Genomic DNA, 21,827 nt, shown 5'->3' with positions numbered 1-21,827 from the left:
TAAAAAGACGAGTGTATTTTTTCAAGGAGGTGGACAACGATGGCAGTACCATTCCGCAGAACGTCGAAAACACGCAAACGTCTTCGCCGTACTCATTTCAAACTCCGTGTACCAGGTATGGTCGAGTGCCCAAACTGTGGTGAAATGAAACTTTCACACCGCGTTTGTAAAGCATGTGGCTCGTACAAAGGTAAAGAAATCGTCAGCAAGTAAGCTGAATGATCGGTATAAAAGCGACCCTAGAATCGAGCAATCGGTTTGACAGGTCGCTTTTTTTGATGAAAGAAGGAGCGTGAGCGGATGAGTAATATAGGAATCATCGGTGCCGGATCGATTGGATTGTTAATCGCGTCCTACCTTGCAGAACAACACCATGTGACACTCTATACGAGACAAACGACAGGGCACGACATCACCATCCTCCGGGATGACCAAGTCAGCCAACCGGTAGAGGTACGGCCACTTAGTCAATTCGAGTCACAAGACTTGGTGTTCGTGACGACAAAGTCGTATGATATAAAAAGTGTGATGCCTTACCTGACGACCGGAAAGATGCCGGTCATGTTCTTACAGAACGGAATGGGGCATGTGAAAGAAGCAGAGCGGGTACAGTATGCTTTGTTCGGAATCGTCGAACACGGTGCCATGAGAACGGGACGATACGCGGTGCAACATACCGGGATGGGACGCATCCGCTACGGACGAGTACCTGTTCCGATGCTTGAAGCCACACCGTTACAGTTTGAGTATGTTCCGAATATCGAGCAGGTCATGTTAACGAAATTATTCATGAATGCGGTCATCAATCCATTAACAGCCTATTACCGGATTACAAACGGTCAATTGTTGGAAGCGCCCTATGCTGAAAAGGCACACGGTATTTTTGAAGAGTTACGGAACGTCTTTCCAGAGCATCCGATCAGTTATGAAGAAATCGCACAGGTCATCAGACGGACCGCATTGAATCGTTCGTCGATGCTTCAAGATCTAGAGCGGGGAAGACAGACAGAAATTGAACCGATTGTCGGTTTTGTCCTGGAACACGCGATGAATCCGACGCCCTTACTGACTTTTTATTTTCATCAGATTAAATCTCAGGAAAAAAGAGGGGATTCGATGTGACGTGGTTTATTATCTTTCCAGTCTTCAGCTTGGTTAGTCTATATATCATTTTTTTTGCTGTCTTTCGCCAACATGGAAAAGCAGTTCGGTTTGCACTTGATTTAGGTACATTCATCGTATTGTATGGGATTCATGTCGCGTTGATTGCACTGACAGGTCAAAATTACTTAGGATGGTTATTGATTGCCGTACTCTTGATTTTTGCGGTCAACGCCTTATGGCAACGCATCAAAAAAGTGGACGTGGATTATATACAAATGATACGACACAGTTGGCGGATTACAATCTTGATTGCTCTTCCAGTTCAGTTGATGCTGTTTGGAATCGGAATTCAACAACTGTTCATTCATTGATTTTGTCAGAAAGAAGGGATTTTGTTTGAAGGTACAATCATTTCATGCCTTGTATGACGAAGATTCATTGATGCATAAAGCCTCTCGCCAGGAATTTTCGAAATACGTTGATCATATTGGAACAGAAGGAATGCGGGCAAGGAGCAGCCTTTTACAAGAACGGCAGTATCCGCATCTGAACCCGCTTGTCGACGAACTGTTGCGGCAAAATCCTCGGTTGAACGACAGCTTGAAGAGCCGTCTCGAACTGTTGCGGACAGGTGAGGCGCAAGTTGTGATTACCGGTCAACAAACCGGAATCTTTGGCGGTCCGATGTACGCCGTTTATAAATTGCTGACCTGTCTAAAGGTTGCCCGCCAAACGGAAGAACTGATCAGTCGCCCGGTTTTCCCGATCTTCTGGTTGGCAACCGAAGACCATGATTTTGATGAAATCAATCATCTGATCGTCCCGACACATGATTTCCGGACGCGGAAGCTGGCCGTCCAGGCGCCGGACTCGATTTCGCGCTCTGTCAGCCGTTTGGCCTTTGATCAGACAGCCGTTAAGGAAATCGTACGTCAGGCATTATGTACTGAACGAGAGACGCCGTATACAAAAGAATTGTTGGCATTGTCGGACCGGTTAATCGAATCCAGTTCGACATATGGAGAATTTTTCGCTTCTTTCTTAGGAGAACTTGTCGATCACGATATCATCTTCTTTGACGCGGATACGCAAGCAGTCCGTCAACTTGAAATCCCGTTTTTCGAACGGCTGATTCAAGACAATACCGAAATCCGCCAAGCCTTATCAAAAGGTATCCAACAAACCACCGAATTGCCGGATACATTTCTAAATGAAGAAGCGGCCCACCTCTTTGTTGAGGATATCGGACGCGATTTGTTATACCCGGGCCAAGATTTTGTGACGAAACAAGGGAAGACCTATACGGAACTGGAACTGTTGGCATTGCTGTATGCAAGCCCGGAACGTTTTTCAAACAGCGTCGTCACACGTCCGTTGATGCAAGATTACTTATTCCCGACACTCGCTTATATCGGAGGACCGGGTGAAATTGCATATTGGACGAGACTACGACCATTATTCCATCACTTCGATTGGACGATGCCGCTGTTGATTCCACGGATGGGGGCCGTCATGTTGCAGGCGAAGGAAGAGAAAGGGCTTCGGCGTCATGGTCTGAGCCTTGAACAAGCGCTTCAGGCAGGTGTCCCTCTCGCAGCGTTCGATGCGACTGCGATTAAACGCCAATTGCATGACTCGACCATGTTAGGTGCGGTCCTGGTCGAAGAAGTCACCCGGATTGAAAAACAGGAGTTTCAGACGACGGCTGTCGCAACGAAGCTCAATAAACAGCTGCAGCTTGCCTTGGAAACAATCGTCGAACAAAAACGGCGTCTTCATGAACAAACGAATCGGTCGGATCGGGCACTCCAATATCAATTGGCACCCGATTATGCACCCCAGGAACGGATTCATTCGATCTTACCTTGGCTGAATCGCTATGGTTTGAATTTAGTTCAGACCTTGCGGATGCAATATGAACAAACTGAGGCGGAACAATTGAAAATCATGCTATAAACCTGCGAAATCAGCAGGTTTTTTTGTTTTTTTAACGAAAGATACATAAAAGTTCAAAAAATCAAGGAAACTGTCTCATTTTCGTAACGTTTTCAAGAAAGAATATGATACATTGAAAAAGAGTAACGTCCAGTTTGGACAGTGAAAGGTGAGGCAGCACATGTTTGAGCATGAAACAGTATTAAAATGGGAGTCCATTAAAGGGCTGAATATCAAACCTGACGGGATTTATGTCGATTGTACGTTAGGTGGAGCAGGACACAGTGAAGAGATCGTCAAACAGTTAACGACAGGACATCTGTACGCGTTTGATCAGGATGATGTCGCACTGGCACATGCAGCAGAACGTCTCGCGGCGTATGAAGGTCGCTTTACTTTAATAAAAAGTAATTTCGTACATTTAAAAGAAGAATTAGCAGCACGATCTGTGACAAAAGTGGACGGGATTTTATTTGATCTCGGTGTATCTTCTCCACAACTAGACGAAGGCGAACGTGGATTCAGCTACAACTTTGATGCCCGACTCGATATGCGTATGGACCAAACGTCATCGCTATCGGCATATGAAGTCGTCAATGAGTGGCCGTATAACGACCTTGTTCGAATTTTGTTTACATATGGGGAAGAAAAGTTCTCCAAACAGATTGCACGCAAGATTGAGAAGGCACGCGAAATCGCACCGATTGAAACGACGTTTGAACTAGTCGAATTGATCAAAGATGCGATTCCGGCACCGGCCCGCCGCAAAGGGGGGCATCCGGCAAAACGGACGTTCCAAGCGATTCGGATTGCTGTAAATGATGAATTGAATGTCTTCGACCGCGCCGTCTATCAAGCAATTGATTTATTGGCTGTTGGTGGACGCCTATGTGTCATTACCTTCCATTCACTTGAAGACCGTATGTGTAAGCAAGCGTTCAAAGAGAAGTCATCGTTACCTGAGCTTCCGCAAGGGTTACCGATGATTCCTAAAGAGTTTGAACCGGAACTACGCCTGGTGACAAGAAAACCGATTACAGCAGGAGATGATGAACTCGATGACAATCGTCGATCACGCTCTGCCAAGTTACGAATCGTTGAAAAAATGAAGGAAAGTTGAGAGGAGCATTCAAATGGCAGAGCCACTTCGCAAGCCGATGCAAACCATGGAACCCGTTCGGCAGCAACCTATCCAAGAACCACGTAAGACGGAAGATATCGCACGTCGTGTTGCGGTTCGTCCGAAATATCGTCTATATCCATTTGAGAAGTTTTTGTACAGTGCGATGATTGGCGGAATCGTCCTTTTCGGCAGTATGACGATTGGCGCTCATAACGAAGCGTATAATGTAAGCCGGGATCTCGCGAAGGAAAATCAAGTCACGCAAGAGATGAAGAAAGAAAATGAACGTCTTCAACTCGAAGTGACCAACTTAAGCTCTCCAGAACGAATTTACAAGATTGCGAAAGAACAAGGTCTTGATATGCGAAAAGGGAACATCAAGGTGATTCCTAAATGAATCCACTATCTAAATCCCGACGGAGAGTAGCCATTGTCATGTTGATATTTGCTGCTCTCTTTTTGGTGTTCATTTCACGCTTTTTGTACTTATCGACGACAAAGAAATTCCACGGGGAAGACATGCTTGTCTACGCAGAAAAAAAACGTTGGGAGTCCCAGGCCACACTGCCGGCAGAACGTGGAGAAATCTTTGACCGACTGGGCTCGCCGATTGCGATTAACATCCCGTCCTATCATTTGGTCGCCGTCTACCGGTTAGGCGGGGAAAAAGATCCGGATGAGACAGTGGTCGACTTTAAGAAAACAGCGACCGGACTTGCGCCGATTCTCGGCATGTCGGTTAAAGAACTGGAAACCTATCTGATTGAAAATAAAAACCGTTCCCAAATCGAATTCGGTAAAAAAGGGAATGATCTGACGGTTGATCAGAAAGAACAGATTGATCGGTTGAAGCTGCCGGGGATTCGATTGATCGAAGAACCGAAGCGCTATTATCCGAACGGGATTTTCCTGTCCGATACGTTAGGGTTCGTCCAGAAAATCACAGAGGATAACGGACGGGTCGTCTTAAAAGGACAGATGGGTATCGAAAAACAGTATGATGAGGCTTTACGTGAATCGTTTGGTTCCCGTGTCTTTGAAAAAGATCGCAGCGGCGGAGAACTGGTTCAAGGTACTTCGAAAATTTCAAATGAGCCGAAAGACGGATCGAACCTCTATCTGACCATCGATCATCGGATCCAGCAAGCACTCGAGAAACAGATGCAAAAGATGTACAACGAATACAAACCTAAAAATGCGACAGGAATCGTAATGGATGCCAAGACAGGCGAAATTTTGGCGATGACGGATCGTCCGTCGTTTAATCCGAATTTACGCGATATGACGGATTTTACGAATTTTGCTGTCTCCTCACGGTTTGAACCCGGATCGACAATGAAGATCTTTACGTTGGCTGCTGCCATCGATGCAGGTGTCTTCCGTCCGAACGAACCGTATAAATCAGGGAGTTACAATTATAAGGGAACTGTCATCAAAGACTACAATGATGTCGGTTGGGGAACAATCCCGATGATTGAAGGGGTCTACCATTCCTCAAACGTCATGTTCTCGATCCTGACAGCTGAAAAGCTTGGAATCGAACGGTATAAAGACTATTTCAAGAAGTTTCATTTTGATCAAAAAACGGGTATAGATATTTCGGGTGAAGTAAACAGCCAATCTGATCTGTCCAAACCGTTGAATACGTTGATTACATCATGGGGACAATCGACGGCAGTGACGCCGATGCAGATTCTCCAAGGGGCGACAGCAATTGCCGGAAACGGTGAGATGGTCAAACCGCATATTATCCAAAAAGCGGACCATACGGATAAAGCGCCGTATAAAGCAAAAACGGAAGTGGTCGGAAAACCGATTTCTGCGGAAGCGGCAAAAGCGACCCGTGAAGCGTTGGATGGTGTCGTCAACAGTAAAATCGGTACTGGACAAATGTATAAGCTGAAAGATTATCGTGTCATCGGAAAAACAGGGACGGCACAGATTTCAGAAAACGGAAAATACATCCAAGGACAGTTTATTCATTCCTTTATTGGAATGGCGCCAAAAGATGATCCCGAATTGATCATGTACATCGCTGTCGACCGGCCATCGAAAAATGAGTCTTCGGTTTCCGGACCGAGTATCATGAGTCCGGTCTTCAAAAGTGTCATGAATACCGCTTTGCAATATCGAAGCATCAAACCTGCGACTCAAAAAGAGTCGGTGGATGTCAAAGCTAAAATCATTCCAAGTTATATTGGGAAAAGTATGAATCAAGCAGAAGAGATGGCGAAGGAACAGGGGGCCGTACCGGTCGTTCTCGGTGACGGGGTTGAAGTCGTCTCACAAATACCGACGCGCGGACAAGAATTCGTCAGCGGGGAACGTGTCCTCTTTAAAACAGGACGGACGTTCAAAATGCCTGATATCACCGGTTGGTCACAACGGGATGTTAAAAAACTTGTCAGTCTCTACGATTTAAAGTTAGACGTGATTGGTAAAGGTTTTGTAACCAAACAATCGGCACGAACTGGTACACTAGTGAAAGAAAATGGAAAGCTGACGGTGGAACTCGCTGAACCAAAAGAGTAAGAAACAGCGGTCTCCTGATTTCTGCAGTGAAACGAGGACGGACCGGAGTCATTCGTTGACTTCTGTTCGTCCTCGTTTGCTGTAATCGAGTGGAGGAAATAGGGATGGTAACAATTGCACAGATCGCCCAGTGGTTGGGATTGGAAGAAACCGATACACGGTCATTAAGAAATTTTGCGACGGATTCAAGAAGTACACTCACGGAAGGGTTGTATATCCCAATCCAGGGAGCACGCGTCGACGGACATTCGTTCATCGAGGGAGCAGTTGCTCAAGGCGCGATTGCCACGTTGTGGAAAAAAGGCATTCCGCTTCCGGAGCTTGACATCACGGTTCTTGAAGTCGAAGATCCGTTAAACGCGTTACAAGTCATCGCACAACGGTATTTACAGCAAGTGGCACCAAAAGTCATCGCGATTACTGGATCAAACGGCAAGACATCAACAAAGGATATGATTGAAAGTGTCCTGAAACAGTCGTTTCGGACACATAAAACGGCAGGTAACTTCAATTCAGATATCGGAATGCCTTTGACGATCTTGATGATGCCGAACGAGACGGAAGTTGCTGTTCTCGAAATGGGAATGAACGGGTTTGGAGATATCGAACTCTTATCGAATCTTGCCGAACCGGATATTGCACTCGTGACGAACATTGGCGAGTCGCATGCCGAACAGGTGGGCGGACGAAGTGGAATCGCCCGAGCTAAACTAGAGATTCGATCTGGTTTAAAACCGAATGGCCATCTCTTCGTCGATGGAGATGAACCGTTGTTGGGAGAAGTGCCGGCTGAACGCATTGGGTATCATGCGACCAATACGTACATCATCGAACAGGCGGAAGCGACGTTCATCGGGACGACTTTCAAATTTGATGGTGCGACGTTCAACCTACCGGTCCTTGGCAAACACCAAATCCGGAATGCAGCGTACGCGATTGCGACAGCTCGAGCACTTGGTCTTACGGACGAATTGATTCAGGCAGGATTGAACGAGGTACAATTGACACCGATGCGGATGGAACGATTAATGTATGGTCAAACTGCCATCATCAATGATGCATATAATGCCAGCCCGACTTCGATGAATGCAGCAATCGAGACGGTTGCAACGCTCGATGGATTTACGAATAAAGTCGTCGTTCTCGGCGATATGTATGAACTCGGTCAACAGGAACGCCTGTTGCATGCCTCTGTCGGGAAGAAGATTGCACTTCCTGTATCCCATGCTATCCTTGTAGGGGGGAAAGGGCGTTATATCGCGGATGGAATTGTTGATCCGACCGTCCAAGTCCAATTTGCGGACACGGTCGAAGATGCAGCCCGTCTGCTCCAACCGTTGCTCGGCAAGCAAACCGTTGTTTTGCTGAAAGCTTCGCGTGGACTCGCACTGGAACAAATCTTCACATATTTAAATGAAACTTAATCCTTAAAAGTAGGTGTTTGTAATGATTACATTATTCATCAGTTTAATTATTGCGTTTTTGGTTGTCGTACTCGTGATGCCAAAAGCGATTCCTTTTTTACACAGCCTTAAATTTGGTCAAGAGATTCGGGAAGAAGGTCCGGATTGGCACCAAGTGAAATCAGGGACGCCGACGATGGGTGGAATCGTCATTTTGCTGGCTATGATCGGCAGCCTGATTGTTCTCTTATTGATGGGAGACTTGGATCGGAGTCATCTGTCGTTGCTGTTCTTAACGCTTGCCTACGGGGCAATCGGTTTCATCGATGATTACATCAAGGTCGTCAAAAAACGTAATCTTGGTTTGAACTCGAAGCAAAAATTAGTTGGACAAATTGTTGTTGGTCTGTTGTTTGTCTGGTTGAGCGGTGGATTTTCGAGTCAGGCGACGTATCTGTCGATTCCATTTACGACCTGGTCGATTGATTTCGGTATCCTGTATCCATTAGTCGCGTTATTCTGGCTCGTCGGATTCTCGAATGCCGTCAATCTGACGGACGGACTGGACGGACTCGTATCCTTTACGGCTATTCCGACGTTCCTGTTCTTTGGCCTCTACGGATGGTTCATAGCCGATGAGCCAGGTGTTGCCTTATTTGCTTTTTCAGCTGTCGGTGCATTGATCGGGTTCCTCGTGTTTAATGTCTACCCGGCTAAAATCTTCATGGGTGATACCGGCTCACTTGCTTTAGGAGCAGCCCTTGCTGGTTTATCGATCTTATTGAAACTGGAATTATTGTTAGTATTGATTGGAATTGTATTCGTTGTTGAGACATTATCGGTCATCCTGCAGGTTATTTCCTTCAAGACGACAGGAAAACGTATCTTTAAGATGAGTCCGATTCATCACCATTTCGAAATGGTCGGTTGGAGTGAATGGCGAATCGTTGGAACATTTGCTTCGATTAGCTTAATCGTGGCGTTAATCGCCTATCTGTTCGTGTAATCGAAATTCGTGGTCAAGAAAGTGAGCGATTTAATGATGAAGAGTTCTGAACTGGAGAAGAAAAAAGTATTGGTCCTTGGGACTGCGAAAAGCGGAATTGCAGCAGCGACCTATCTTGTTAAGGCAGGAGCTGTCGTGACGGTGAATGATGGAGGGACTCCTTCGGAAGCCGACGTACAAACGCTTGAATCTTTGGAGGTCGAAACGGTTTTCGGAAGTCATCCGCTATCCTTACTGGATGGAACAGAATTAATCGTAAAAAATCCAGGCATTCCGTATCAGATTCCGTTATTACAGAGGGCAATCGAGCGTGGCATCCCGATTTGGACAGAAGTTGAACTGGCTTACCGTTCAACGAAAGCAGATTGGGTCGCGATTACCGGATCAAACGGTAAGACGACGACGACGACACTGGTCCATGAATTATTGAAACAGGGGTCAAGACGCGTTCATTTAGCTGGAAACATTGGTTTCCCGGCAGTTGAAGTTGCCCAGCAGACGGCTGCAGATGATGTCATCGTCATCGAGTTATCCAGTTTTCAATTGATGGGAATCGAATCATTCCAACCAGTCAGTGCAGCCTTCTTAAACTTGTCGCCGGCTCATCTTGATTATCACGGAGATGTAACGTCTTACGCGGCAGCAAAAGCACGGATCTTTTCAAACATGAATGAAGCTGGACGACTTGTCGTCAATGCAGACGATGAGGAAGTCATGCGCTTGAGCGAAACAGCGGCAGCGGAACGATTGACGTTTTCACGTCGTCAACCGGCCTATGCACATGTCGAAAACGGTATGATCTTCGTCGGTCAGACAAAAATTCTTCCGGTCAGTGAACTGGCGCTTGGCGGTGGACACAATCTCGAGAATGTCCTGGCCGCCTTGACATTGATTGAACCTTTTGGGATTGCCTTAACGGCGATTCAAGAGGTTTTGCGGACATTTGGTGGAGTCGCGCACCGGACAGAATACATCGGAGAATTTGCCGGACGAAAAGTCTACAATGACTCAAAAGCCACGAACAACGTGGCGACGGAAGCGGCCCTGTCCGGTTTTCACTCGTCTATCATCTGGATCTGTGGTGGACTCGAACGCGGTGCAGATTTGACACCGTTAAAAAGTGCGATGACCCATGTCAAACATGTCATCGGACTCGGTGAGACAGGTCAACGCTTCGCTGATCTAGCTGACGATCAACAGATCGCCTCTACGGTAACACGTGAGATGGAAGAAGCCGTTATCACAGCATTTGATGTTTCGAAGCCCGGTGATATCATTTTATTATCTCCGGCATCTGCAAGTTGGGATCAATATAAGACATATGAAGAGCGTGGCGAACATTTCATCCGTTCCGTTCAAAAAGTAGGGGGGACGGCGAAATGAGAATCGTAGTTTCAGGTGGCGGAACAGGCGGGCATATCTATCCGGCACTGGCCATGATCCGAGAAGTTGAGCGTCGTATGGCATGTGAAGTGTTATATATCGGTACTGAGAATGGACTCGAGGCGGACATTGTCCGCCGGGCAGGCATTCCGTTCGAATCAATTGAAATTTCAGGACTACGCCGTTCCTTGTCGTTTGAGAACGTCAAGACCGGTGTCCGCTTTTTGAAAAGTGTGGTCCGAGTCCGAAAGCTTCTGCGTGATTTTCAACCGGATATTGTTGTCGGAACAGGTGGTTTTGTTTGCGGTCCTGTCCTCTATACAGCAGCGAAGATGGGGTATAAGACGCTGGTCCATGAACAAAACAGCTTACCTGGAATCACCAATAAATTCTTGGCGCGTTATGTCGACCGGGTGGCATTGTCCTTTAAAGGGTCTGGTCATCATTTCGGGAAAAACGAAGGGAAAACGATTCTAATCGGAAATCCCCGGGCCTCAGAAGTTGCGATGTTGCAAATTGATCCAATCGAAGAAAAACAAAAATACGGTTTTGAACAAGATCGGCCTCTGATTGTCGTTTACGGCGGCAGCCGAGGAGCACCGGCCATCAATAAAGCGGTCGTCGAGATGATTCCCATGTTGACAGCAACTGACTGGTCATTGTTGTTCGTCACAGGCCAGGTCCACTATGAAGACATCCAGACACAAGTAGGAACATTACCGGACCGGATTCAATTGCGACCGTTCATTTACGATTTGCCGTTGATTTTAAAAGCAAGCCAGTTGGTCATCTCGCGTTCCGGGGCAAGTACGTTAGCCGAATTGACGACGCTCGGTTTACCGAGTATCTTAATTCCAAGTCCGTACGTGACGGAAAATCATCAGGAAGTAAATGCTTCTTCACTCGTCGAGACAGGAGCGAGTCTTTTGATCCGGGAATCCGAATTGACGGGGGAACGATTGTTCGAGGCCTGTACGAAGGCGATTGCCGATCAAGTCGGCATGTCTAAAGCATCGCTCGCACTCGGCATGCCAAATGCGGCAAGTGATTTGGTCGATGAATTATTACGGTTGATTCAGCAAAAAAACTAAAGCATTGCAGGAATAGACCGATAAGGTACTGAAATTAAACATAATGGAGGGAGAGGCTTACGTGAAGGAACAACAACCGGCAAGACAGCCGAAGATGGATACGACTGTCCGCAGCTTAGAAGATAAAATTCCATATGTCCGTGAGCAGCGTCGGAAAAAGGCGAACCGGCGTTTAATCTATGTCCTCATCCTGATCGGTCTATTGATTGGTGTCGTCTTCTATCTTCAATCGAGTTTTTCGCGTGTCGCGACGTTTGACGTCACCGGCACCGTGAACGTCAAGAAGGAAGACATCATTCAAGCATCACGTATTAAGGTGAAGGAGACACATGCCTTCAATGTGTCGGAAGAAGCCGTGTTGGAACGGATTGAAGATGTCCCGGGTATTCGTGAAGCGACGATGAAAAAAACGTTTTTACATCATTACGAAGTTGACGTCGTCGAAGAAAAAGAGATTGCGTATGCCAAAGATAAACCGGGTGCCCGGATTGTCTTAGCGGATGGGACGATTCTTCCCGGAAAGTCGAAGGAAGAATTGTTTGATGCACCGATTCTAACAGGATTTACGGATCAGTCCCTGGAACGTCTGACAAAGGAACTCGTCAAAATCGAGCCGAAAGTCCGGAGCCGGATTTCGGAAATCGTAGCCAATGATCAGACGGACAAGGGGGGATTGAAGTTATTCATGACAGACGGAAATACCGTCTTATTGAGTACATCGGCTTTTTCTAACTCGTTGAATGAATATGTCAAGGTGATTTCCGCTTTGCCAAAAGGAAAGACTGGAACAATCACCATTGATGGAGGAATCTATTTCAAACCATATAAAGGTAAAAATTAGAAAATAACATCATGGATTAGATGGGTTTGACAAACGTTTGTTTTCATTAGTAGGAAAGCGGACACATCGTCATCAAATCGTAATCTATTAGATGGGTAAGTTAGACAATAACTTCTTTTCGTGAGGTTTTTTATAGTGTAGACTTAAACGAGAAGAAGATTGTCTCGATTCCTGTAAATATAAACAGGGACGATAGGATTAGTATTATGAAAGTGGAGGTGTCACTCCCATGGAAACGAAAGGTACGATTGCCGCACTAGATATTGGGACATCGGAAGTGAAACTCATCGTCGGTGAACTTCTAGGTGGAACACTCAATGTCTTAGCGGAAGGGTCTGCACCATCTGCAGGCGTCAAGCGAGGTGTCATCGTCGACATCGATCAAACAGTAAATGCCATTAAACAAGCGGTTGCAGAAGTGGAGCGCACACTCGGCGAACCAATTGGTGAAGTATATGTAGCAATTTCCGGTGAGCACATCCAAGTCAAAGATTGCCAAGGGATGACATCAATCAAAGGGGAAGATAACGAAATCACGGATGACGACGTGAAGGATGTCCTTCACTCAGCAATGGTGATGCGGATTCCAAACGAATTGAGCGTTGTCGATGTGTTACCTAAAACATTTACTGTCGATCAGCAGACGGAGATCACAGATCCACGTGGAATGATTGGTTATCGTCTAGAAGTGACAGGGAAGCTGATTATCGGAGCGAAGACGATTCTACATAGCATCAAACGTTCCATCGAACGGGCTGGGTTGGAACTTGCGGGGTATGTGCTGGAAAGTTTAGCCGTCTCACGAATCGCAGCCTCGATTGATGAGTTGGAGCTGGGTGTAGGGATCGTTGATATCGGACATGAAACGACCACTCTTTCAATTTATGAAAAAAACGATTTAGTTTACACAACGACACTTGCGTACGGTGGAGATCACCTGACACGCGATTTGACGTATAAAATGAATTGTAAATACCAGGATGCGAAACTAGCCAAAGAAGAATACGGCGTCGCATTAGAAGCGTTAGGTGACCCGGAAGAGAAAGTCTCGTACGTGACAATCAACGGGGAACACCGTTTCGAACCACAGACGGAGATTGGCTTTGTCCTTGAAGCCCGTCTGGAAGAGATTTTTGAGATGATTCAGAAACGAATGACACAGGCTGGGTATACACAAATGAACAGTGGAATCATTCTTTGTGGTGGCAGTTCTTCCCTACCAGGAATTGACCAGCTCGGTAAGCGAATCTTTAAACAAAGCGTGAATGTGTATCAACCAGCCAGCTTGGGGATTCGTCATCCGAAGTATGCTGTCGCTGCTGGGATGTTACGATATGTTTTATCACGCAGTGCCGTTTCGAAGTCAGGATTTGACCGTGCGGACGAAAAGGGAGTAGCCGCACAAGGCCGTGAGCAAGAGGAGTTACTTGCACACCCTTCCCAACCTTCAGTACGCGAAGAGCGACCACAGAAGGAACAGCCTCCAAAAGAGCGAAAGTCATTCAGCAGTTTCTTTGAGAAATTTTTCGGCTAAATAAAAAATTATCAGTAAAAAAAATAGGGGGCCCCTTTTATGTTGCATTTTGATGAAATGATGGACCAAGTAGCTAAAATCAAAGTCATCGGAGTAGGTGGCGGTGGATCTAACGCTGTCAACCGAATGATCGAACATGGTGTCCAAGGCGTAGAATTCATCGCTGTCAACACGGATGCACAAGCATTAAACATGTCACAGGCAGATGTAAAACTTCAACTCGGAGCAAAACTGACACGTGGTCTTGGTGCCGGAGCAAATCCGGAAATCGGTAAAAAAGCTGCCGAAGAAAGCCGCGAACAGTTGACAGAAATTTTATCTGGTGCCGATATGGTTTTCGTAACGGCAGGAATGGGTGGAGGTACCGGAACAGGTGCTGCACCGGTCATCGCAGAAATTTCTAAAGAAATCGGCGCATTGACAGTAGGTGTCGTCACAAAACCTTTCATGTTCGAAGGCCGTAAACGGATGCAACATGCTGTTTCAGGTGTTCAGAACTTTAAAGAAAAAGTCGATACACTCATCGTCATCCCGAACGATAAATTGCTTGAAATCGTCGATCGTAACACACCGATGCTTGAAGCCTTTAAAGAAGCCGATAACGTTCTTCGTCAAGGGGTACAAGGGATTACGGACTTAATCGCCGTTCCTGGTCTCATCAACCTGGATTTCGCGGATGTTAAAACGATCATGACGGAAAAAGGTTCAGCATTGATGGGTGTTGGTGTCGCAACCGGCGAACACCGTGCAACGGAAGCTGCGAAAAAAGCGATTTCAAGTCCATTGCTTGAAACATCGATTGAAGGGGCAAAAGGCGTCCTGATGAACATTACCGGTAGTGCGAACTTGAGCCTTTATGAAGTAACGGAAGCGGCTCAAATCGTTCAAAGCGCTGCGGATGAAGAAGTTAACTTAATCTTCGGATCAGTCATCAACGACAACTTGGAAGACGAAATCATTGTTACGGTCATCGCAACTGAATTCGAAAACGAACCACTCGATTTTGAAATCCCATCAGCACAAGAGATGATGAAAAACTTGCTTAAGAAAAAGCAAGCGGCACCATCACCGGTAGCTGAAGAACCTAAACCGCAAGTCGAAGAGACACCTAGTAGCTCGAACCAAGAATCAGCAAAAGGGTCAGATGTTGAAGAGACGATGGATATTCCTTCTTTCCTTCGCCGGAATAATCGTTAATCCGATATTCCAAAGACACGACTGCTAGATCAAGAGGTGTCGCGTAAGCGACACCTCTTTTTTTAAAAAAGGATGGGATGAAATGTTTGGTCAATGGATAAAATGGGATACGCCGACAGGTACTGTTCGCGCAGCGTTTACGACAAAATTTTCAGCCCCTCATGGCAAGGGCAACTTAGGACTGCACGTCAAGGATGATCCGGAAGGGGTCATCAAAAATCGTGAAGTCATCGTCCGACAACTGGATTTAGCTTTAGAAAACTCTGTTTGGGCTGAACAAGTGCACGGCAATCACGTGGAACAAGTAACGACACTCGAGTCCGGTCGTGGAGCTTCTGATTACGAAACGGCAATCAAGGGTACAGACGGACTGGTGACAACGGACTCAAACGTTTTATTGATGATGCTGTTTGCTGACTGTGTACCGCTCCTGTTCTGTGATCCGCGGACCGGTATCATTGCAAATGTTCACGCCGGTTGGCGCGGAACGGTCGCTAACATCGTCGAAGCAACTCTGACAAAGATGGAACAAGCCGGTGCCGAACGGTCTTCTATTCAGATGGTCATCGGACCCTCGATTCGTGAATGTTGTTATGAAGTCGATGGACCGGTCCTTGAAGCTGTAGATCAACTTGGTCTTGAAGAATCTCCTTACATCAAGAAAGAAGACGGGAAAGCCATGTTATCGCTTCAAAAAACAAATGCTATGTTAGCCGAACGCAGTGGTGTCGGCGATGTGCTCGATACAGGAATCTGTACGAACTGTCAGGCAGAAGACTATTTCTCCTATCGTCACGGAGATCATGGTGGACGGTTTGCCAGTTTGATTGTAAAGGAGTCTCTCGATGTCAATTTCTGAAAATGTACAACATGTCCGACAAAACATGAAACAGGCGTATGAAAAGACTGAGCAAAAAAAGCAGGTACAATTGATCGGCGTGACGAAATCAGTGTCAAGTGAAGTGGCAGCCGAGCTACTCGCTTCAGGGATAACGGCACTTGGTGAGAATCGTCCGGAAGGGTTGACCGACAAACAAACGGTCTTAGGACGTGAGGCTTGTGAGTGGCATTTCATTGGAACGTTACAGACTCGTAAAGTCCGGCAAATCATTGATCGGATTGATGTGTTGCATTCCTTGGACAGGCTGCATTTGGCGGAAGAAATCAACAAACGTGCGAAACGACCCGTCGATTGTTTTGTTCAAGTCAACGTCTCCGGGGAAGAATCAAAGCAAGGAATTGATCCGGAAGATGTCCATTCATTTTTGCATGAAGTCGGACAATATCCGATGGTCCGCGTCATCGGGTTGATGACGATGGCACCATTGACGGAGGACGAGCAAGTACTGCGTTCAGTCTTTCATTCGCTGCGTGTGTTGCGGGATGAAGTGGCTTCCCGCCATCTACCGCACGCACCATGCACGGAGTTATCAATGGGTATGTCATCAGATTATCAGATTGCCATTGAAGAAGGTGCGACATACGTCCGAATCGGAACGACGTTAGTCCAATCATAAATTGTCTAGATATGCGAAAGGAGAATCGATATGGGATTCAAATCAAAAATGCAAAATCTATTTCTCGGTAACACAGACGATTTAGATGAACTCGAATATGAAAATGATGCTACAATAAATAAAGGTAGAGGTGCATCACAGCAAGAATACGACGAGTACTACGAGGAATCTACCCCGAGTGTTACTCAAAAGGAGGACCCTGTGAGACAATCGAACATCGTACCCATTCATACAAAAAAGACAAAATCACAAGTCATTCTCAGTGAACCGCGTGTGTTTAACGAAGCACAGGAAATTGGCGAACATCTTCGCCAAAATCGTGCTGTCATCGTTAACATGCAGCGGATGTCTAAAGATCAATCACGCCAAATGATCAATTTCTTGTCAGGTGTCGTGTTTGCCCTTGATGGAACGATTACGACAATCAGTCAAAATACACTCCTCTGTGTTCCGAACAACGTCGAGCTGGCCGGAAGTATTTCAAATCTGCTCGGTGAAGATGATATCAACCATAAGGGGTGGTAAGCATGGATTCGCAAGTCATGTACGCAATCGGTCGTACACTCAGCACGTTACTTCAATACTACAGCTACGTCATGATTGCCTATATTTTATTATCGTGGTTCCCAAACGCACGTGAATCACGATTCGGTCAAGTTCTCGCTATGTTAGTTGAACCTTTCCTCGCGCCGTTCCGACGGATTATCCCGCCCATCGGAGGTATGCTTGACATTTCACCTATTGTTGCCTTTCTTGTGCTTAATCTCGCACAGTCGGGTATTCGAGCAATCTTCCTGTAATGAGTGTCTATGATCATTATCGCGGACATGAGCGGGAGTTCGTCGATCTCGTCTTGAATTGGATCGACCATGTCGAAGCGACCTATACGTTTAAAGTGACAGATTTTCTGGATCCGCGTGAACAACAAATTACCCGAGAACTCGTCGGAACAAAATGTGCCCTCTTTTTTGAGGGCGGTTTTGAAGGCGCCGAACGACAGCGTGCGCTGATTGCCCCTGATTATTATGAGCTTGATGCCAACGATTTTGATATTGCCATTTATCGTATCCATTATCCCACCAAATTCGTGGAGCTCTCGCATCGCCAGGTGACAGGCACATTGCTGAATGTCGGATTAAAGCGAGGGAAATTCGGTGACGTGGTCATCCAAGATCAAGTCGTCCAATTTGCCGTTGCGAAAGAAGTGGCTTCTTATATCGAAGCAAATGTCGATCGTGCGGGAAAAACGAAGATTCGGTTGTCGCTCGTGGATTCAGAAGAACAGTTGAAGATTAAGGATCAAGAATGGCAAGAAGAACTGGGATTCGTCAGTTCGCTTCGTTTTGATACGGTTGTCAGTGAAATCCTTGGTTTTTCAAGACAAAAAGCGCAAAGCCTGATTAAACAAGGTGAAAGCAAAGTGAATTATAAAATCGTCGAAGATCCAAGTTTTTTGTTAGAGGAAGGCGACTTACTGTCCCTTCGCGGAACGGGACGTGTCAAGTTAATCGCCGTACTCGGCTCGACGAAACGGGATCGGATTAAATTGCAATACGGTCTGCTAAAAGGATAACCAACAAGCTGAGGGAGGATTTCATCATGCCATTGACGCCACTTGATATTCACAATAAGGAATTCACACGTAAGTTTCGCGGCTATGACGAAGATGAGGTCAATGAATTTCTTGATCAAGTCATCAAAGATTTTGAATTGTTGCTCCGGGAAAACCGTCAACAGCAAGAAGTCATTCAAAATATGCAGTCGCGTGTCGATTACTTCAGCTCGATGGAAGAAACATTAAACAAATCCATCATCGTGGCACAAGAAGCGGCAGAAGAAGTCAAAGCCAATGCGACGAAAGAAGCGAGCTTAATCGTCAAACAAGCGGAACGGGAAGCCGAGCAATTGCAAGATGCAGCACAACGTCGAGCACAGCGGACTGATTTCGAAGTCGAACAGATGCGTAAAAAAATCGAATTGTACCGGAATCGATTCAAAGTGTTGATTGACGCACAGATGGAATTGTTGACGAGCCATGACTGGGATGCATTCGATATTTCGACCCGGGGTGCGCTTGACGAGATTCCGGCAGTTGCGTATAATGACGACGATGTCATATAAGCTAAATCAATGAGAAGGACACGTCTTTTATCAGGATACTGTCAGCGAATCGGGGACTGGTGCGAGCCCGATCAGTAAATGAAAAAAGATATCCCCTTTGAGTGTGGGACTGAACATATTCATTAAGTTCCGCCGTTTCGCCTCCGTTATCGGGCTCTTAAGTGGTAATCTGTTTGTCAGGATTGCTAGTAGGGTGGTACCGCGAGTTCAAGCCAAGCTCGTCCCTATCAGGGGATGAGCTTGGCTTTTTTTGTACGTAAAATATAGACAAGTGAGGGAATGCCAAATGGAATACAAAGATACGTTATTGATGATGAAAACGGAATTTCTAATGCGGGGAAACTTACCGAAACGTGAACCAGATATGCAGGCACGCTGGAACGAGATGAATCTCTATGAAGCAGTTCAAGAAAAAAATGCCGGAAAACCTACATTCATCCTGCACGACGGTCCTCCCTATGCAAACGGGGACATCCATATGGGACACGGATTGAACAAAGTCTTAAAAGACATCGTCGTCCGTTATAAATCAATGAACGGATTCCGTTCTCCGTACGTACCGGGTTGGGACACACACGGACTTCCAATCGAGACGGCTCTTCAAAAAGCGGGTGTCGACCGTAAATCGATGTCGGTCGCGGAATTCCGTGAGCTGTGTGCGAAGTATGCGCTCGAACAGGTCGATCATCAACGTGAACAATTCAAGCGTCTTGGTGTTCTCGGTGACTATGACAATCCATACATCACGTTGCAACCGGAATTCGAAGCAGCACAAATTCGTTTGTTCGGCGATATGGCCAATAAAGGTTACATCTATAAAGGGAAAAAACCGGTGTACTGGTCGCCGTCATCGGAATCTGCTCTTGCAGAAGCCGAAATCGAATACCAGGATAAACGTTCTGCTGCCATCTACGTGGCGTTCCAAGTCATGGACGGAAAAAATATCTTGGAGCCGACAGATCATTTCGTCATCTGGACAACAACACCTTGGACAATTCCGGCAAACCTCGGAATCTCAGTCAGCGGTGAGTTGACATATGCACGCATCGAACACGAAGGAAAAGGCTATATCGTAGCCGAGACCCTCGTACCGGAAGTGATCGAAGCACTCGGCTGGGAAAATGCTACGGTTGGTCGTGTCTTTAACGGGACAGACTTTGAGTACATCAAAGCGAAACACCCGCTCTATGACCGGGAATCACTTGTCATGCTCGGCGATCACGTCACGGCAGAAGCGACGGGTGTTGTTCATACAGCACCTGGACACGGGGAAGATGACTTCAGAATCGGTCAAGCTTACGGTCTGGATGTGCTTTGTCCGGTTGACGATAAAGGTGTCATGACAGCAGAAGCTCCTGGTTTTGAAGGATTATTCTATGAAGATGCCAACAAAGAAATCGGTGTGGCGTTAGAAGAAGCCGGTGCTTTATTAAAACTGTCATTCATCAAACACTCGTATCCGCATGACTGGCGGACGAAAAAACCGGTTATCTTCCGTGCGACACCCCAGTGGTTCGCTTCAATCAAAGATTTCCGGGCTGAAATCCTCGACGAAATCAAAGAAGTCCAGTGGGTACCGGAGTGGGGCGAAACACGTCTTCACAACATGTTCAAAGACCGTGGAGACTGGGTCATTTCCCGTCAACGCGCGTGGGGTGTTCCACTGCCAATCTTCTATGCAGAAGACGGTACGGAAATCGTCACACCGGAAACAATCGATCATATCGCGAACCTGTTTGCGGCACACGGATCAAACGTCTGGTATGAGCGGGAAGCCGTTGATTTGTTACCGGAAGGATTTACCCATCCGGCAAGCCCGAACGGAATCTTCAAAAAAGAAACGGACATCATGGATGTCTGGTTCGATTCCGGATCATCTCATGCCGGTGTTCTTGCTACACGTCCGGAACTCGAACGTCCGGCTGACTTGTATTTAGAAGGTTCTGACCAGTACCGTGGATGGTTCAACTCGTCTCTTTCGACAGCTGTCGCAACGACAGGGAAAGCACCTTACAAAGCTGTCGTCAGTCATGGATTCGTCCTTGACGGTCAAGGGCGGAAGATGTCGAAATCAATCGGAAATACGATTGCCCCGATCCAAATCATGCAACAATTCGGAGCAGAAATCCTTCGTCTTTGGGTCGCTTCTGTCGACTATCAATCGGACGTCCGGGCTTCAATGGATAACTTCAAACAAGTTTCGGAATCATACCGGAAAATCCGGAATACGGTCCGGTTCTTGCTTGGAAACCTGGATCAGTTCGATCATACGACGCATCGTGTTGCCTTTGCTGACTTACCGGAATCGGATCGCTTCATGCGGACGAAACTGGATCAACTCGTTGGCAAAGTAAAAGCGGCGTATGACGCGTATGACTTTATGGCGGTGTATCAATTGTTGCATAACTTCTGTGTCCTTGACTTGTCTTCGTTCTATCTCGATTATACGAAGGATATCTTGTACATCGAAAAAGCAGATGCACCAGCGCGTCGTGCCGTTCAAACGGTCATGTACGATACGGTCGTTACATTGTTACAACTGATGGCACCGGTCTTACCGCATACAGCAGACGAAGCATGGGAATTCGTTCCTGGCGTCGAGACGGCAAGCATCTTCTTGACGGATCTTCCGGAAGCACCGGAAGTGACAGAGGAAGGATTGGCATTGATTGCGAAATGGAACAGTTTCCTCGTCTTCCGTGATGATGTCTTGAAAGCACTCGAAGAAGCACGTGCCGAGAAACTTGTCGGGAAAACGCTCGAAGCGAAACTGGAACTGGCACCAAATGACGAAACGAAAGCATTGCTTGCGACAATCGATCATCTTGAGCAGTTATTGCAGGTTTCACAGATTGAGTTCGTCGCTTCGGCGGAGAAATCATACGGGACAACAGGCATCACTGTTCTGAAAGCAGATGGCGAAAAATGTGAACGCTGTTGGACATATTCGACTGAGCTTGGACAAGATCCGGCTCATCCGACACTTTGCCCACGTTGTACTGAAGTCGTCAATTCTTTATAATGAATCAGGGAGGGGCAG

21 protein-coding genes and 1 other annotated feature are annotated in these 21,827 nt (G+C 46.5%); all 21 genes read left to right on the top strand.

What is annotated here, in order from left to right; genetic code table 11:
• Positions 1 to 39: 39 nt before the first annotated feature.
• Positions 40 to 213: a 50S ribosomal protein L32 gene (rpmF, locus tag KNP93_RS01140; RefSeq protein WP_012370841.1), complete on the top strand. Its 174-nt coding sequence runs from the start codon at positions 40 to 42 to the stop codon at positions 211 to 213.
• A gap of 87 nt (positions 214 to 300) precedes the next feature.
• Positions 301 to 1,122: a ketopantoate reductase family protein gene (locus KNP93_RS01135; RefSeq protein ID WP_131972481.1), complete on the top strand. Its 822-nt coding sequence runs from the start codon at positions 301 to 303 to the stop codon at positions 1,120 to 1,122.
• On the top strand, positions 1,119 to 1,475 hold the full coding sequence (locus KNP93_RS01130) for a DUF3397 family protein (RefSeq protein WP_131502647.1): 357 nt from the start codon (positions 1,119 to 1,121) through the stop codon (positions 1,473 to 1,475). The genes KNP93_RS01135 and KNP93_RS01130 overlap by 4 nt, the downstream gene beginning before the upstream one ends.
• Positions 1,476 to 1,500: 25 nt before the next feature.
• The gene (bshC, locus tag KNP93_RS01125) at positions 1,501 to 3,060 is read left to right on the top strand and encodes a bacillithiol biosynthesis cysteine-adding enzyme BshC (protein ID WP_214852766.1); all 1,560 of its coding nucleotides are present in this window, start codon (positions 1,501 to 1,503) and stop codon (positions 3,058 to 3,060) included.
• Between the two features lie 160 nt (positions 3,061 to 3,220).
• A complete protein-coding gene (rsmH, locus tag KNP93_RS01120; RefSeq protein WP_114595427.1) occupies positions 3,221 to 4,159 on the top strand; it encodes a 16S rRNA (cytosine(1402)-N(4))-methyltransferase RsmH in 939 nt (312 codons plus the stop codon).
• A gap of 13 nt (positions 4,160 to 4,172) precedes the next feature.
• The gene (ftsL, locus tag KNP93_RS01115) at positions 4,173 to 4,559 is read left to right on the top strand and encodes a cell division protein FtsL (protein WP_114595428.1); all 387 of its coding nucleotides are present in this window, start codon (positions 4,173 to 4,175) and stop codon (positions 4,557 to 4,559) included.
• A complete protein-coding gene (locus KNP93_RS01110) occupies positions 4,556 to 6,694 on the top strand; it encodes a penicillin-binding protein (protein WP_131502645.1) in 2,139 nt (712 codons plus the stop codon). The genes ftsL and KNP93_RS01110 overlap by 4 nt, the downstream gene beginning before the upstream one ends.
• 104 nt (positions 6,695 to 6,798) lie before the next feature.
• Positions 6,799 to 8,118, top strand: a complete 1,320-nt coding sequence (locus tag KNP93_RS01105) for a UDP-N-acetylmuramoyl-tripeptide--D-alanyl-D-alanine ligase (protein ID WP_214852755.1) — start codon at positions 6,799 to 6,801, stop codon at positions 8,116 to 8,118.
• A gap of 22 nt (positions 8,119 to 8,140) precedes the next feature.
• Positions 8,141 to 9,103: a phospho-N-acetylmuramoyl-pentapeptide-transferase gene (mraY, locus tag KNP93_RS01100; protein WP_131502643.1), complete on the top strand. Its 963-nt coding sequence runs from the start codon at positions 8,141 to 8,143 to the stop codon at positions 9,101 to 9,103.
• Positions 9,104 to 9,136: 33 nt separating this feature from the next.
• Positions 9,137 to 10,486, top strand: coding sequence for a UDP-N-acetylmuramoyl-L-alanine--D-glutamate ligase (gene murD, locus KNP93_RS01095; protein ID WP_131502642.1), 1,350 nt, complete (start codon positions 9,137 to 9,139; stop codon positions 10,484 to 10,486).
• Entirely contained in the window at positions 10,483 to 11,577 is a 1,095-nt protein-coding gene (gene murG / locus KNP93_RS01090; RefSeq protein WP_131502641.1) for an undecaprenyldiphospho-muramoylpentapeptide beta-N-acetylglucosaminyltransferase, read from the top strand. Before murD ends, murG begins: the two co-directional genes overlap by 4 nt.
• A gap of 61 nt (positions 11,578 to 11,638) precedes the next feature.
• Positions 11,639 to 12,418, top strand: a complete 780-nt coding sequence (locus tag KNP93_RS01085; RefSeq protein ID WP_131502640.1) for a cell division protein FtsQ/DivIB — start codon at positions 11,639 to 11,641, stop codon at positions 12,416 to 12,418.
• Positions 12,419 to 12,647: 229 nt separating this feature from the next.
• Positions 12,648 to 13,952, top strand: a complete 1,305-nt coding sequence (gene ftsA / locus KNP93_RS01080; RefSeq protein WP_131502639.1) for a cell division protein FtsA — start codon at positions 12,648 to 12,650, stop codon at positions 13,950 to 13,952.
• 39 nt (positions 13,953 to 13,991) lie between these two features.
• On the top strand, positions 13,992 to 15,149 hold the full coding sequence (gene ftsZ, locus KNP93_RS01075) for a cell division protein FtsZ (protein ID WP_114595436.1): 1,158 nt from the start codon (positions 13,992 to 13,994) through the stop codon (positions 15,147 to 15,149).
• 82 nt (positions 15,150 to 15,231) lie between these two features.
• On the top strand, positions 15,232 to 16,008 hold the full coding sequence (gene pgeF, locus KNP93_RS01070; RefSeq protein WP_114595437.1) for a peptidoglycan editing factor PgeF: 777 nt from the start codon (positions 15,232 to 15,234) through the stop codon (positions 16,006 to 16,008).
• Positions 15,995 to 16,666: a YggS family pyridoxal phosphate-dependent enzyme gene (locus KNP93_RS01065; protein WP_131502638.1), complete on the top strand. Its 672-nt coding sequence runs from the start codon at positions 15,995 to 15,997 to the stop codon at positions 16,664 to 16,666. Before pgeF ends, KNP93_RS01065 begins: the two co-directional genes overlap by 14 nt.
• A 201-nt stretch (positions 16,667 to 16,867) precedes the next feature.
• A complete protein-coding gene (locus KNP93_RS01060; protein WP_233494514.1) occupies positions 16,868 to 17,191 on the top strand; it encodes a cell division protein SepF in 324 nt (107 codons plus the stop codon).
• A 2-nt stretch (positions 17,192 to 17,193) separates the two neighbouring features.
• On the top strand, positions 17,194 to 17,466 hold the full coding sequence (locus tag KNP93_RS01055) for a YggT family protein (RefSeq protein WP_034769807.1): 273 nt from the start codon (positions 17,194 to 17,196) through the stop codon (positions 17,464 to 17,466).
• Positions 17,466 to 18,239 carry a YlmH family RNA-binding protein gene (locus KNP93_RS01050; protein ID WP_114595440.1) on the top strand — a complete coding sequence of 258 codons (774 nt, stop codon included), beginning with the start codon at positions 17,466 to 17,468 and terminating at the stop codon, positions 18,237 to 18,239. The genes KNP93_RS01055 and KNP93_RS01050 overlap by 1 nt, the downstream gene beginning before the upstream one ends.
• A 26-nt stretch (positions 18,240 to 18,265) precedes the next feature.
• Positions 18,266 to 18,787 (top strand): DivIVA domain-containing protein, encoded by a 522-nt coding sequence (locus KNP93_RS01045; protein WP_131502637.1) that lies wholly within the window; start codon positions 18,266 to 18,268, stop codon positions 18,785 to 18,787.
• Positions 18,788 to 19,016 (top strand) — a binding site (T-box leader).
• 57 nt (positions 19,017 to 19,073) lie between these two features.
• On the top strand, positions 19,074 to 21,809 hold the full coding sequence (gene ileS, locus KNP93_RS01040) for an isoleucine--tRNA ligase (protein WP_214852753.1): 2,736 nt from the start codon (positions 19,074 to 19,076) through the stop codon (positions 21,807 to 21,809).
• Positions 21,810 to 21,827 lie beyond the last annotated feature (18 nt).

This window comes from Exiguobacterium sp. s166 (genome assembly GCF_018618855.1).
Classification (GTDB): Bacteria; Bacillota; Bacilli; order Exiguobacteriales; family Exiguobacteriaceae; genus Exiguobacterium_A.
This window is presented reverse-complemented; position numbering and strand designations above follow the sequence as displayed.

What these genes read in the sequence shown, in the direction of transcription:
- rpmF (WP_012370841.1), top strand. Translation starts at nt 40, where the DNA reads ATGGCAGTACCATTCCGCAGAACGTCGAAAACACGCAAACGTCTTCGC.
- KNP93_RS01135 (WP_131972481.1), top strand. Translation starts at nt 301, where the DNA reads ATGAGTAATATAGGAATCATCGGTGCCGGATCGATTGGATTGTTAATC.
- rsmH (WP_114595427.1), top strand. Translation starts at nt 3,221, where the DNA reads ATGTTTGAGCATGAAACAGTATTAAAATGGGAGTCCATTAAAGGGCTG.
- ftsL (WP_114595428.1), top strand. Translation starts at nt 4,173, where the DNA reads ATGGCAGAGCCACTTCGCAAGCCGATGCAAACCATGGAACCCGTTCGG.
- KNP93_RS01110 (WP_131502645.1), top strand. Translation starts at nt 4,556, where the DNA reads ATGAATCCACTATCTAAATCCCGACGGAGAGTAGCCATTGTCATGTTG.
- KNP93_RS01105 (WP_214852755.1), top strand. Translation starts at nt 6,799, where the DNA reads ATGGTAACAATTGCACAGATCGCCCAGTGGTTGGGATTGGAAGAAACC.
- mraY (WP_131502643.1), top strand. Translation starts at nt 8,141, where the DNA reads ATGATTACATTATTCATCAGTTTAATTATTGCGTTTTTGGTTGTCGTA.
- murD (WP_131502642.1), top strand. Translation starts at nt 9,137, where the DNA reads ATGATGAAGAGTTCTGAACTGGAGAAGAAAAAAGTATTGGTCCTTGGG.
- murG (WP_131502641.1), top strand. Translation starts at nt 10,483, where the DNA reads ATGAGAATCGTAGTTTCAGGTGGCGGAACAGGCGGGCATATCTATCCG.
- ftsA (WP_131502639.1), top strand. Translation starts at nt 12,648, where the DNA reads ATGGAAACGAAAGGTACGATTGCCGCACTAGATATTGGGACATCGGAA.
- ftsZ (WP_114595436.1), top strand. Translation starts at nt 13,992, where the DNA reads ATGTTGCATTTTGATGAAATGATGGACCAAGTAGCTAAAATCAAAGTC.
- pgeF (WP_114595437.1), top strand. Translation starts at nt 15,232, where the DNA reads ATGTTTGGTCAATGGATAAAATGGGATACGCCGACAGGTACTGTTCGC.
- KNP93_RS01065 (WP_131502638.1), top strand. Translation starts at nt 15,995, where the DNA reads ATGTCAATTTCTGAAAATGTACAACATGTCCGACAAAACATGAAACAG.
- KNP93_RS01055 (WP_034769807.1), top strand. Translation starts at nt 17,194, where the DNA reads ATGGATTCGCAAGTCATGTACGCAATCGGTCGTACACTCAGCACGTTA.
- KNP93_RS01050 (WP_114595440.1), top strand. Translation starts at nt 17,466, where the DNA reads ATGAGTGTCTATGATCATTATCGCGGACATGAGCGGGAGTTCGTCGAT.
- KNP93_RS01045 (WP_131502637.1), top strand. Translation starts at nt 18,266, where the DNA reads ATGCCATTGACGCCACTTGATATTCACAATAAGGAATTCACACGTAAG.
- ileS (WP_214852753.1), top strand. Translation starts at nt 19,074, where the DNA reads ATGGAATACAAAGATACGTTATTGATGATGAAAACGGAATTTCTAATG.